Here is a 13594-nt window from a genome sequence, read left to right as displayed (position 1 = left end):
ACGACAGCCACATTACTTATCGCCTTTAATCAATGCTCCAACACACAGACTTAATAAAACAATTTTGATTCTGCTTGTGGCAGTTTGATTTTAAAAACGAGGCAATGATAAATGACTCAGGCTCTTGCTGCGGCTATGTTTTGCCAAAAATTTCCTGTGGTCTTTGACTGGACTATTCTGATTGAAAGTCATCATCTGGATTTTGCAGAATTAAACAGCCTCAATTGTCACTCAACCGCATGGTCAATGAGCAAAGGCAGGCCATTAATCTACACACAGATTGAAAACCTGATTGGTCATGGCTTTAAAAAATTCCTGATTGCACTGTTTCAGGTGGACGGCATTGTTAAACAGCAAATCCAGCAGTTACAGTCGCTCTATCCGGCTTGCACGTTTAAATGCCTGCAAGTCAGGGATTCATGGTTTTTTGAGCAGGGCGGCGGCCTGACCTTGCAGGGTGAAAAATATCTGCAACACTACACTAATATTTTTTTACGGCATGATCCGGTTAATCCCTCTTTTGTCTGGGTGCAAAAAATCCAGAGTCGCAGCTTTAATCCATTGCAATATTTAAAAATTGATCCGCATCATTCTTGTCCGCTGGTATGGGTCAAGGAAAGCCAGACCAGCAGCACTACTTCAGATTCCACCACTGACCCAATCCATAAAAACTCATCGGTGGCGGCTTCAGATTCTCTAGGGTTCTGGCTGGATATTAAAGGATTTGCCCATCGCTACCGCGCAATGCGCACAGCAACTACGCTGACGCATGGCTCCAGAATTCAGCGCTGCTTTCAGCAGGTGAACCAGCACTGTGAAGAGATTTTGCTCAAGCCTGAGGACAATAGCCTTTTAGCAGACAACAATAATGACAGCATGGTCGCAAGCCGCTGTTTTAACCAAGTGTCCATTGACCAGAAAATGGGCGTGGTAACCAAGCAATCCAGTGAAGTCAAAAAACTACAGCAGGAAGTGCATTTTTACCAGAGTCTGCCTGCACACTTGCAAATTTACTTTCCACGACTGATTGATTCCGGTATCAGCTTCAGTATTGATGATGCAGGCGCAACACAGGATACCGCATGGTATTCACTGGAATACTATCCTTATAAATCCTTGTCGCAATACTTTGTGTACTACGCCCTGCCTGTTGAAAGCTGGGATGACATTTTTGAGCGCCTGCTATTTATTCATCAGCAATTTACCAAGACAAGCAGCCTTGATGCTCATGCCTGTCTTGAAGCTAATGTCAGCAATGATGCACCCCGGCTGATTGACAGTGAAGCCCTGAATCAGTTTTATGCACAAAAACTAAATGCACGGCTAGCACAGGCAAAAACCAGTGCCGCACTTGAACAAATTCTTGATGCCAAAACCATTTGCCTCAACGGCCAGACCCTGCAAGGCTTTAGCACCCTTCAACCATGGCTGATGGAACAAATCCAGCAACTCAGCAGTAATGTAGAAATAGGATTTGTGCATGGTGACCTGTGTTTTTCCAACATTTTGTTTGAACCGGGCAGCGGCGTATTACGGTTGATTGACCCACGTGGTGATTTTATTGGTTCAGTTAATCAGGGCGACCCGCGTTATGACCTTGCCAAAGTACTGCATTCAGTGCATGGCCGATATGACTTTATTATCAATGACTTGTTCCGGCTGGAACAGGATAGCCTGAATTTTGAGTTCACCATGCCGCAGTCAGACTATCTGGAAAAACTGCAAAATCTTTTCTTTGACAAAATCAGGGCACAAACAGCCTATGCCTTAAATGAACTGATTTTGCTGGAAAGCCTGCTGTTTTTAACCATGCTACCCTTGCATCGTGACCAGCCTAAACGCCAGATTGCTTTTTTGCTCACCGGACTCAAGTTGCTTAATGCAGTTTATGACAGCATTCAAGACCCAGTTCAAAACCTGCTGGCCCGGCAAAGCAGTGTCTCCGAACATAGCCCGGTACAACACACGACAGCAGAATATGAGCAGGACTGGCCGGCCAAGGTTGTACCAGCCAAACCAAACAGTATAGAAACAGTGATTTCAGTATAAAAACTAGAGGTTAAAAATGCGCTTATGTATTGATATTGATGGCACGCTTTGTGAGATCAGACAGGAAAACCAGACCTATGCCGAAGTACAACCGCTGCCCGGTGCAGTCGAAAAACTTAAAGCGCTTCGTCAGGCTGGACATTACATTATTTTAGCCACTGCCCGGCACATGAAAACCTGTGATGCCAACGTGGGCATGGTCATTGCGAGACAAGGAAAAATCCTGTTGCAATGGCTGGAAGACCACCAGATTGAATACGATGAAATCTGGTTTGGCAAACCTAATGCGGATATTTACATTGATGATCGTGGCTATCGTTTTAATGGCAACTGGCATGACATTTCGGTTGAGCAGCTCAATGCGCTACTGATCGATGATGCTGGCAAAGCTACCGCTAAAACTGATGCTACCAGCATACATGCAACGGCTGATTGCCAGATTACATGCAACAACAATGCTGATTCCTCGGGATGCATGACGATGGCTAGCATGCCTAGCGCCACTGTCACTGAAAGTGCCTGAGTTCCAGCTTAAAAATATTGTCCGAATCAAGGAGCTTGAAATGAATATTGTTATTCCCATGGCAGGTGCAGGTTCCCGCTTTAGTAAAGCAGGTTTTCAGATTCCAAAGCCGCTGATTGATGTACAGGGCAAGCCCATGTATCAGTGGGCGACCAATTCGCTACCACTGGAATATGCTTCACGGCTGATTTTCATTGTGCGCGAAGATGCCTTTACCGCCCAGATTATTGAAGACATCAACAAAACCTATGGCATGTTTGAACCACGAATCAAGATTCTGGAAAGTCTTACCCGTGGTCAGGCAGAAACCGTTTATCTGGCGCGCGACATGATGGACTTAACCCAGCCTACCCTGATTCATAATGCCGATACTGCTTTCCAGAGCATGGACATGCCGGATGATGATGTGTTTGGCGGATTGGTGGTGTTTGAATCAGCCTTGAATGATGCACGCTGGAGTTTTGCCCGAACCCATGATGAACAGCCTGACCGGGTGGTGGAAGTACGTGAAAAGAAAATTATTTCACGGCTGGCCTCAACCGGAACCTATTATTTTTCTGATACTGCATGGATGTTATATTCCATCAAGCATTCCTTGATGAACGACATCACCGAACAGGGCGAATTTTATATTGCCCCACTGTATAACCGTGCCATTGAAGATGGGCATTATATCCAGTGCCTGAACTGCCAGCATTTTACCTGCCTTGGCACACCCGAAGAACTGGAAAGCGCCTTGCCACGCATGCCATTGCTGATGAACACCCAGATTACCCAGATCGCCGTTTAATTTGAGCCAGATGCCGAAGACAAATAGACTTCTCACCAAAGAAGTCTATGAAAATGATTAGGTAATATTTTAGAAATGACTGTCAATATGATCAAACATAAGAATTTTTTTAAATTAAATCCAGTTCAGATGGTACAGTATATTATTCAGGACAATGCGTTGAGAAATGCTTCTAGCCATCATGCCACAGCCCCGCATATCAGCACATTGCAGCCTATCGACAGCCGTGAAATTAGTGTAGTGATTCAGGGGCCAATTTTTACCCATATAACACCATTGGCACCCGAAGGCATTACTCGGCAGGTACTTAAAGCACTCAGGCAGCACTTGCCCTATGCCACGCTGATTTTATCCACCTGGAAAGGCCAGCCGGTTGAAGATCTGGATGCTGATATTACTCTGCAACTTGATGATCCGGGAACTACAAATTTCTATAAACCAAAAGCCAAGGCCGAAAACCTGTATAACAATGGCAACCGTCTGATTTATTCGACACAAGCCGGGCTGGCTCAGGTTAAAACCAAATATACGCTGAAAATTCGTAGTGACCTATTGCTGTTTCACCCCCTGTTTAGCAGTTATTTTAACCAGTTTCATCATGTGGATGCACCATGGCATGTGCTGGAACAGCGTATCATTGGCTTCCCGGTTTATAGCCTGAAATATGAAAGCACTCAACCCAGAAGCGCTTCACACAAAAATCGTAGTACCAAAATCCAGCCGCGTCCGTTTCATGTATCGGACTGGGCTTATTTTGGTTTAACGGCTGATATGCAAAAACTGTTTGATTGTCCACTTATGGATGAGCCTGCAACTTCGCGCTGGTTTGAAACCCGCCCAAAACCCACCAATGATCTGTGGCCAGACCGCTTGTGGCGCTACTCACCAGAGCAATATATTGTGTCTAACCTTGCACAGCGTACCTTGGGCATTACCCTGGAGCATGCGTCACAGGATGATGCTGATATCCTGCAATCCTCTGAGCGTTTTATTGCCAATAATTTCATCATACTAGATCAGCACCAGTGGGGTTTATGGTCGCTTAAATTAAAGGTTTACCAGGACCAGCTACCACCTGAACTGTTAAAAGGCTTATATAGCCATCAGGTCTGGTATCGGGATTACCAGAAATATAGCATCAATACACCAACCTTGATGGAGGCTTAGCTGTTATTTCTTGGAATAATGCTTTCTGGGATAATGCTTTCTAAATCAAAAAAGCCGCTTCATTGCTAAGTTAACGAGTAAAGTGGCTTAATCATACATCAGCTTTTAAAACCAGTAATTACACCTGACGGTGCTCTGCCTGCAAATATTCATCAGACTGCATTTCCAGCAGGCGTGACCGGGTACGCTCAATTTCAAACGCCAGTTTTTCACCCTGATATAATTCCAGAATGGATTGCTGTGCGGTCACAATCAGCTTGACCCGGCGATCATAAAATTCATCCACCAGATAAATCAGCCGTCTCGTGGCATCGGCAATATTGTCATTTAACACAGGCACTTTACCCAGCAAAATGGTGTTATAGGTATTGGCCAACTCAATATAATCTGCCGGACTACGTGGTTTCATGCAAAGCTCGGCAAAATCACACCATAATGTGTCTTCGGTACGGCCACGCGTTTCAATCTGGCGATCGTTCACCGTAATTGGTTCATCTGAGTATTCGTGCTGACAGGTTAAAGCGGCAAAGCGTTTGGCCATCCAGATTTCTGCATCGTGGGTAAGGGGGGATAAATACAAATGCGCCTGTTTAAGTACCCGCAAGCGGTAGTCAATGCCGGCATCTACATTTAATACATTACAGCGGGTCTTAATCATGGCAATAGCGGGCAAAAAGCGGTCACGGTGAATGCCATTTTTATATAAACCATCAGGGGCAATATTGGACGTAGCAACCAGGGTAATGCCGCGGTCAAACAGCTTCTGGAACAGGTCGCTTAAAATCATGGCATCGGTGACATTGGTGACAAAAAACTCGTCAAAGCAAATCACCACAGCATCGGCATAAATCCGGTCTGCCACAGTTTCCATGGGATCACGCTGGCCAGTCAGGCTATTGAGTTCCTTATGTACGCGCTGCATGAAATGATGGAAATGCATGCGCATCTTGCGGCGAAACGGAATTGCATCAAAGAACTGATCCATGAGCCAGGTTTTACCACGGCCCACACCGCCCCACATATAAACCCCATTGGGAACGGCTGGCTGCATCAGACGGCCAAATGGTTTTTTTGACGCTTCATAGCGTTGCACCAGTTTTTGCCACACCTCATCCAGTGCATGGATGGCCGCACCCTGCTCTTCATCCGGCATAAACTGGCCAGACGCCAGCGCATCGGTATAGCGCTGCTCGGGAGAACGCGCATCCGGCGCATAAGGATTTCTGGGATGTTCTGGCGCTTCAATACTCATATAGGCTGCTCTAAAACTGCGTTGACTCAGTAAATCTAAAAAAATGCGGATTTGAAAAACGTCTTAAATCACATTAGGGTGCCTTAAGAACAGATGTCACAAAATCAGGGAAAATGCTGTGCTAGTTGCTGGCCCAAATCCGGCAAGTGACCATGAAAAAAATGGCTGCAACCCGGCATCATGACCAATTGCAGATCAAGCTGGGTTGCCCATGATATCACCTCGGCTGGCGGCACCACTTCATCCTGATCACCCATCAGTACCACGGTATCTGTAGCAAGACTGAGATCATGCATCGGGTAATGATGCACTGGCGGCGCAACCAGAAAGGTTTTAACCAGCTTAAATTCGGTTAATTCTGCATTGATCTGCTGCTGGTTAAAGCGTGAAGCCACGGCTGCGGCAATGTATGCGCCAAAGGAAAACCCGGCCAGATACAATTGACGAGGTTGGGAATCAGACTGGTTTTGAAACGGATTTTGCTGAATTATCCAGTTGAGAACAGCCAGCGCATCATCAATCTCGCCGATGCCATTATCATGCTGGCCGCTACTATTCCCCACCCCACGAAAATTAAAGGTCACGACAGACACATTCTGGTTTCTAAAAAAACGGGCCAGTGTCGTCACGACCTTATTGTCCATCGTGCCGCCAAATAGCGGATGGGGATGGCAAATGAGCACAATACGCTCAGACTGCTGCCAAAGTGCGCGTGCCTGCAATGAACCTGCTGGCGCAGCAATTTGAATATCAGTCATTGGCGTAACCCTCAAACCTTAATTTATGGAACAAATGTCTGCCTACAGCATGAGCCGGTGATCACCATGCCTGACATGGCCTGCTCAATGCAGAGCTGTATATTAAGGGGTTTGCCTTCCAGTTGTAATAGGCTAAGACTAAAATCTAATCATTAAAGCCAATAGAAATTGATCTTTTTACAGGCTGTCTATTATCGTCTATCTAGCCTGCTGCGCCTTGCGGTACTGGTTTGGGCTTTGGCCACTCCAGCGCATAAAGGCGTGGGCAAACGCCGAGGCTTCGTTGTAATGCAGTTTTTCGGCAATTTGTTCAATGGAATCCGTAGTAGATAATAGCAACTGGCAGGCCTGCTCAAAACGTAACTGGTCGCGCAGTTTGCGAAAACTAGTGTCCTGTTCCGCCAGCCGATAGCGCAAGGTACGCTCGGACAAGCCCAAGGCAGTAGCTACCGCAGCAATTGGCGGCAAAAAATGTAATTGCATTTTTAGGTAATCCAGTACCTGCTCCTTAATCGATACACCCTGCTGCTCTTCCTGCAAATATTGCTTTAATACCTCATCACACTGCTGCCGATAGCGCTGATGGGTAGCCGCATCAGCCACCATAATCCGGTGATTTAACGCCACCGTTTTACAATAAAACGCGCCACAGGGCTGGTCAAAATACAACGGTACTTCATAAAACTGCTGGTATTGCTGCAAGATATGCTCATCATGTGGTGCGCTAAACGGCAAATCAATCCGTTCCAGCGCAATATGAACCCCCAATGCCGCCTGCATGTCTTTTAGCAGCTTTAAGGTGCCTGCAATTTCAGCATCGGCCCGGAAACGATGCAACACCGGATCAGCTTCCAGAGAATCATAGGTCAGGATGGTTAAATCCTGCTGCTGGTTTAAGGCAAGCCTGCCAAACAAAAAAGTGATTTTTTGATAATAAACACCCAGTCGCATGGCTTCCTGCAAATCCGGGCTGGTCATCAGCAGCATGAGTAGCGGTCCATAGCCTGCCAGATTAAATTGCTGGCCGATATACAAGCCAATGGCCGGATGGCGAATCTGCCCGACAATCTGCTTTTGAATGGCATATTCCAGTTCAAGGTCAATGGCAGCTGAAGGATCAAGCTGGGTCATATCTAAAGCCAGATGATGCAAAATGGCCTGAGTGTCTTCACCAGCAGCCTGCAAACCCTGCAATAAATACAATAATCCCAGCACTGAACGTTTGGCCATAATTCTCCCTTGCCATCATTTTGCATCACCAACCTGATCATGATGAATACATGCTTTTACTAAAACTGCTAGAAACAAATTTCACTAAACAGAATATGTAGCACAGTTTACAAAAAAGTGCTTTTGCCGAAAAAAACAATTTCCATGTCAACCTTAGCATGGTTTATCATCGCGCACTTATTTAGTATTGCCCCCAGATTACATTTTTTCTTGAAAAAAATGTCTTACCTACTGTTGCCCAGGAGCCTGACATGAATGCTTCAGTAAACCCAAAAATGAATGGTGGATCGTCTTCCGATGCCTCGCGCGTGTTGGAAATGGTCATTATTGGTGCTGGTTTTGGTGGTCTGGGCATGGCAATCCGCATGCTACAGGAAGGCCGTAAAGACTTTTTACTGCTGGAAAAAGCCGATGACGTGGGCGGAACATGGCGTGAAAACAGCTACCCGGGTGCTGCCTGCGATGTGCAATCCCACATGTATTCTTTTTCGTTTGCACCAAAGACTGACTGGTCCAAGCGCTACGCCGAACGTCCTGAGATTTATGACTATATTCAGGAAACCACTGAAAAATTTGGCCTGCGTCAATACCTGAAATTTAATGCCGAAGTAGTCGGCGCGCAGTTTGATGAAGAAAGCGCGCTCTGGACACTAAACCTGAAAGATGGTTCTGTGCTGACAACCAAATTTGTGGTACTGGCCTCCGGCCCACTGCATGTGCCGCAAATTCCAAACTATAAAGGCATGGAAAAGTTCAAGGGCAAAATTTTCCACTCTGCGCAATGGGATCACAGCTACGACCTGACGGGTAAAAAAGTGGCTTCCATTGGCACAGGCGGTAGTGCCATTCAGTACATTCCTGAAATCGCGCCGAAAGTTCAACAACTGGATGTTTACCAGCGCACACCAGCCTGGGTTATTCCGCGTGATGAGCGTAAATATGGCAACTTTGACAAGACATTATTTGAAAAAGTGCCATTTGCCCGCCAGATTCACCGTGCCCGCTTGTACTGGAGCAATGAATCGCGTGTGATGCCGATTTTCCATCCAAAAATTATGGAAACTGCGCAAAAAGCCATTGAACTGTTTATTCGCTATCAGGTGAAAGGCGACAAGCAACTGGCCAAGAAACTCACTCCCAATTATGTGATGGGCTGTAAGCGTATCCTGATTTCCAATAAATACTACCCAACCTTTACCCGCAAAAATGTTGACCTGATTCTAGACAGCATTCAGGAATTTACCGAAACTGGCATTATCACCAAAGACGGTACGCATCGCGAGGCAGATTGTGTAGTGCTGGGTACGGGCTTTATTGTTGACCCGCGCATTTACATGAAGGATTTTCCATGCACCGGCTTGAATAGCCGCGAGCTGATGAATGACTGGAAGGACGGTGCCGAAGCCTATTATGGCATTAGCGTTGCGGGCTATCCAAACCTGTTCCAGCTGGTTGGGCCAAACACTGCACTAGGCCATAACTCGATTATCTTTATGATTGAAGCACAGGCCAACTATATTCTGGACGCCATTAAAACTGTTGAGAAGAAAAAGGCCGATTATCTGGATGTAAAACCAGACGTTCAGGCCGAGTTTAATGACAACGTGCAGAAAAAACTAAAAGGCACCGTGTGGCAAAATGGTGGTTGTGTGAGCTGGTATCAGCAAGCCGATGGCAAAAACTTTACCATTTGGCCGGGTTACACCTGGCGCTACTGGATGGAAACCCGCAAGATCAAGCCAAGTGCCTATAATTTTGTGAAAGTAAAAGCCAAGAAAGTCGCCTAAAATAGGTTAATTGCTTAGAAAAGAGTCGCTTTGGCGGCTCTTTTTTATTGCCATTATTGATGACTTCAAAGTAGGCGAAATCACAAAAGCTGCAATAAATTCATTATATTTAAAATGCTAGATACCAATTTACTAAGCAGCACACTATATATCGTTACTTAACAATATAAGAAAATATGGCACTCTGGCTTAAGCAACCAGCAAAAGACAACTATCAGTCTTAGCAAATTAGAGGCTCACTAAATTAATAGTTAAATGCTCGTATTAAATCGGGGTTTTATTACAGGTCTTAATCATTAAGCCAAAAGTGCAGGCTAATACAGCTATTAGTTTTCTGCATTTTTCATGTGACCTGTAAGCCAATCAATGAGGAATTTAGCAATGTTTTCAGAAGCTTGCATTCAAAAAAAAGCAATTTCACGTCAAGACTGTGCTAATAAAGATGTTAATCAAAACTCTACTTTTGTGAATAAGACCGAGCCAGTAATAGGTACACTCCATAATGATGAGCACAATATAACCAAGCCTCCTGCCCTGATTTCACGCACGCCTAATTTGCGCGATAGTGACGAAGCAACCATGCGCCATACCCTGCGACATTATTTTCTGGATACCTTCAACACTTACGAATCGCTATTTGACTGTCTGGCCAGTGATGATGCGTTTTATATTAAGCCCATCAGCCTGCGCCACCCCCTAATTTTTTATTATGGGCATACCGCAACATTTTTTATCAATAAGTTACTGCTTGCTCGTCTAATCAATGAGCGTGTCGATCAGCGCATGGAATCCATTTTTGCGGTAGGTGTGGATGAAATGAGCTGGGATGACTTGAATGAGGCCAACTATAACTGGCCCAACGTGCATGAAGTTAAGGCATATCGGGACAAGGTTCGCGCACTGGTACTGGATTTAATTGACCATGCGCCATTACACATGCCAATTGACTGGAACAACCCGTGGTGGGCCATCATTATGGGGATTGAGCATGAGCGCATTCATCTGGAAACCTCATCCGTACTTATTCGCCAGCATGACCTTTCAATGGTCAAACCTTCGCCCAACTGGCAGCCCAATTATGGCAGCGGCCTTGCCCCAGAAAATCAATTAATTCGTGTGGCTGCGGGCAAAGTACAATTAGCCAAAGATAAGTCCAGCCCTTTTTATGGCTGGGACAATGAATATGGCGTGCACGAAGCAGAAATTACCTCCTTTGAAGCCTCAAAGTTTTTGGTGAGCAATCAGGAATTTCTGCAATTTGTAGAGGCCAAAGGCTATCAAACTGCCGAATACTGGACAGACGAAGGTCAAGGCTGGCTAAAATTCACTCAAGCTGAGCATCCAACGTTTTGGCATAAAGCACCGGATGGATGGCATTTGCGCCTGATGACTGAAGAAGTTTGCATGCCGTGGGACTGGCCCGTGGAAGTAAACTACCATGAAGCCAAGGCCTTTTGTCACTGGAAAAAGCAGCAAACTGGCCAGGCTGTGCGCCTGCCCACTGAAGATGAATGGTATCGGTTATATGATGTAGCTGGCATTCGTGATGTTGGTGCAGCACCGGCTCAGGCCAATATCCATTTGGATCATGGTGCCTCAAGCTGCCCGGTGAACCAGTTTGCACAAGGCGAGTTTTATGATGTGGTCGGCAATATCTGGCAATGGACAGAAACACCAATTTATCCATTTGAAGGCTTTGAAGTCCATCCGATTTATGATGACTTTAGTACGCCAACCTTTGATGAGCGCCATAACCTGATGAAAGGCGGCTCATGGATATCGACTGGTAATGAAAGCCTGCATTCGGCGCGTTATGCCTTCCGGCGGCATTTTTTCCAGCACGCCGGTTTTCGCTATGTTATCTCTGGAGATATTAATCCTGTGCCAGCCTCACACTATGAAACTGACAAACTCATGTCGGAATATGCTGAATTCCATTATGGTGATGAATATTTTGGTGTACCCAATTTTAGCAAGGCACTGGTGGAGTTAGCCGTCACAACTTTGGCCCAGCATCACCTTGATGGCCTGCCGAGACATACTGCACTGGACTTGGGTTGTGCTTCTGGCCGGGCTACTTTCGAACTGGCACGCTATTTTGATCAAGTGACTGGTGTTGATTTTTCAGCCCGCTTTATTGGTCAGGCGGTACAACTGGCTAAAGGTGAAACCTTGCGTTATACCTTGATTGACGAAGGTGAGCTAGTGTCTTATAAATCCCATTCGCTGGCTGGTTTAAAGCTTGAAGACACCAAACATAAGGTCGCCTTTTTTCAGGGTGATGCCTGTAACCTCAAACCTGTCTTTACAGGTTATGATTTTATTCTGGCTGCCAATTTGATTGACCGCTTGTATGATCCTGCAAAGTTTCTTTCCAGTATTCATGAACGGTTAAACGTGGGCGGCGTGCTGATGCTGGCCTCACCCTATACATGGCTTACAGAACATACACCACGCAAGGACTGGATTGGCGGCTTTAAAAAGGATGGCGAAACTTTTAGCACGTTTGCTGGTTTACAAGAGCTATTAGCCAAGCATTTTCACCTGATTCAGGAGCCGCAGGAAGTTCCATTTGTCATTCGGGAAACCAAGCGTAAATATCAGCATACGCTATCGGAAGTGACATTATGGCAGCGGGTGCTTTAAAGATATATGCGCCAAATCCAATACTAAAATAGGTTTATTCTCTCGGACACTGTCAAAAGTATTTTTGACAGTCCTTAAGCTTTTTTCTATAGTGAAATGCTCAAAATAAATTAAAGCTAAACAGGTTGCATAATGAAAATGAATAAATTTCCTCTGGTCGCTATCGCTATGCTATTAAATGCCTGTGGCGGCGGCGGTAGCGGTGATAGCTTTAATTCTTCGTTTAATGGCGAAGTCACCGTTAATGGACAAAAATACCAGTGTCCTAGCCAAAAAACCTATGATGCCTGTAGCAACTCTAGCAATCGCGATTGTTCAGGTTGTAGCACCGATAGCTCAAATACAGATAACTCGGTCATTACAGCAGCCTGCACCGCTACCTCTTCCAGTATCTATCAAATTACACAAAATGGCTGCACCATCAATTTATCTACCGGTAAACAAACAGGTGTTTGCGTTGCTGGCAGCTTAAGGCTATTGAGTGGGACAGGATTTACCAAAGCCCAGGTTAGCGCGCAAGGGGTTAGCTTTGTTAGCGGGGTTAGGATTAATGGCGTAACGCTTAGCTGCGCTGCTTAAATTAGCAATTTATGCACGCTATTAAATTAAATCTTGGCATTGCTGTTTTTGCGTTTGGATTGGGCTATTTTGTGGCACAGTCCTTAAATCAACCTGTTATAAACGCTGCTCAACCTGGAACTCCAGCAGCAACAGTAAAACCACCTCGTAAAGAAAATTTCAACCCTGCTATATTACAGGATATGGTTCAGGCTAAACATGCAGAACAATTAATCAATCAGCATAATGCAGCTGAAATTAAAGATTTTATTGAACAAACGCCTGAGCCAACCATTAATTCTTATTTAAAAAAAGCCTTTCCAACTGCTGATCTATCAGCGATTGATGATAAAAAGAAATTTTCCAGCCGGCTTATTGATGAATTAAGCAATTCAGATATTCAAGCACAAAATTTGGCGGGACAACTTGCAATTTCTACCAATACGCTAATGCCTAGAAAATCAGAAGACTTAAGCCAAGTGTATAAAAGTCAGGAAATTTTTGCACACTTTGACACCATGGGCAAATTTCCTCAAGACAATCAGGTCTTTGTACGCTGGACTAACCGGGACACGGGAGAGATCCTGTTATTTACCCCGACTAATATCAACGCAGCCACACAGCAAAACTGGATTAGTTTTGCACCCGCGCAGGGCTGGAAGGTAGGTCAATACGATGTTAAGTACTATCAACTAAATAATGACTTAACGCCGATTGCGCAAAGCTCCTTTAGCATTCATCAGGTGATTCAATGAATTGTACCTACCTTATTGATGTAAGGGTAAATGCTTAATTAAAGCCGAGGTAAGGGATGGTCACTTACGCTTTTTTTTG

At 45.2% G+C, this 13594-nt stretch carries 11 protein-coding genes; 8 read left to right on the top strand and 3 right to left on the bottom strand.

Annotated features, from left to right (window positions below; all coding sequences use genetic code 11):
- The first annotated feature begins 111 nt into the window (after positions 1–111).
- The 4 genes from Q337_RS0102785 to Q337_RS0102770 all read left to right on the top strand — a co-directional run bounded on the left by Q337_RS0102785 (position 112) and on the right by Q337_RS0102770 (position 4529).
- Positions 112–2049, top strand: a complete 1938-nt coding sequence (locus Q337_RS0102785) for an aminoglycoside phosphotransferase family protein (RefSeq protein WP_156935684.1) — start codon at positions 112–114, stop codon at positions 2047–2049.
- A gap of 16 nt (positions 2050–2065) precedes the next feature.
- Positions 2066–2572, top strand: coding sequence for an HAD hydrolase family protein (locus Q337_RS16530; protein WP_156935683.1), 507 nt, complete (start codon positions 2066–2068; stop codon positions 2570–2572).
- Positions 2573–2612: 40 nt separating this feature from the next.
- Complete coding sequence (locus Q337_RS0102775; RefSeq protein ID WP_026470290.1) at positions 2613–3362, top strand: glycosyltransferase family protein; 750 nt, start codon at positions 2613–2615, stop codon at positions 3360–3362.
- 129 nt (positions 3363–3491) lie between these two features.
- Positions 3492–4529: a WavE lipopolysaccharide synthesis family protein gene (locus tag Q337_RS0102770; protein WP_169733735.1), complete on the top strand. Its 1038-nt coding sequence runs from the start codon at positions 3492–3494 to the stop codon at positions 4527–4529.
- A gap of 118 nt (positions 4530–4647) precedes the next feature.
- Here the strand turns inward: Q337_RS0102770 and zapE are convergent, their stop codons facing one another.
- The 3 genes from zapE to Q337_RS0102755 form a co-directional block, all read right to left on the bottom strand.
- Positions 4648–5781, bottom strand: coding sequence for a cell division protein ZapE (gene zapE / locus Q337_RS0102765; protein ID WP_026470288.1), 1134 nt, complete (start codon positions 5779–5781; stop codon positions 4648–4650).
- Between the two features lie 104 nt (positions 5782–5885).
- On the bottom strand, positions 5886–6539 hold the full coding sequence (locus Q337_RS0102760) for an alpha/beta hydrolase (RefSeq protein WP_051526507.1): 654 nt from the start codon (positions 6537–6539) through the stop codon (positions 5886–5888).
- A 198-nt stretch (positions 6540–6737) separates the two neighbouring features.
- Positions 6738–7769, bottom strand: a complete 1032-nt coding sequence (locus Q337_RS0102755) for an AraC family transcriptional regulator (protein ID WP_034279164.1) — start codon at positions 7767–7769, stop codon at positions 6738–6740.
- A gap of 251 nt (positions 7770–8020) precedes the next feature.
- Between Q337_RS0102755 and Q337_RS0102750 the strand changes: the two genes are divergently transcribed.
- The 4 genes from Q337_RS0102750 to Q337_RS0102735 all read left to right on the top strand — a co-directional run bounded on the left by Q337_RS0102750 (position 8021) and on the right by Q337_RS0102735 (position 13515).
- Positions 8021–9556, top strand: a complete 1536-nt coding sequence (locus Q337_RS0102750) for a flavin-containing monooxygenase (RefSeq protein WP_228133067.1) — start codon at positions 8021–8023, stop codon at positions 9554–9556.
- Between the two features lie 381 nt (positions 9557–9937).
- Entirely contained in the window at positions 9938–12202 is a 2265-nt protein-coding gene (ovoA, locus tag Q337_RS0102745) for a 5-histidylcysteine sulfoxide synthase (RefSeq protein ID WP_084494688.1), read from the top strand.
- A 138-nt stretch (positions 12203–12340) separates the two neighbouring features.
- The gene (locus Q337_RS0102740) at positions 12341–12781 is read left to right on the top strand and encodes a hypothetical protein (protein WP_156935682.1); all 441 of its coding nucleotides are present in this window, start codon (positions 12341–12343) and stop codon (positions 12779–12781) included.
- An 11-nt stretch (positions 12782–12792) separates the two neighbouring features.
- On the top strand, positions 12793–13515 hold the full coding sequence (locus Q337_RS0102735; protein ID WP_051526506.1) for a hypothetical protein: 723 nt from the start codon (positions 12793–12795) through the stop codon (positions 13513–13515).
- Positions 13516–13594 lie beyond the last annotated feature (79 nt).

Origin of the sequence: Alkanindiges illinoisensis DSM 15370 (assembly GCF_000619845.1) — a bacterium.
Classification (GTDB): domain Bacteria; phylum Pseudomonadota; class Gammaproteobacteria; order Pseudomonadales; family Moraxellaceae; genus Alkanindiges; species Alkanindiges illinoisensis.
The sequence above is the reverse complement of the archived record's forward strand: the minus strand, read 5'-3'. Positions and strand labels throughout refer to the sequence as shown.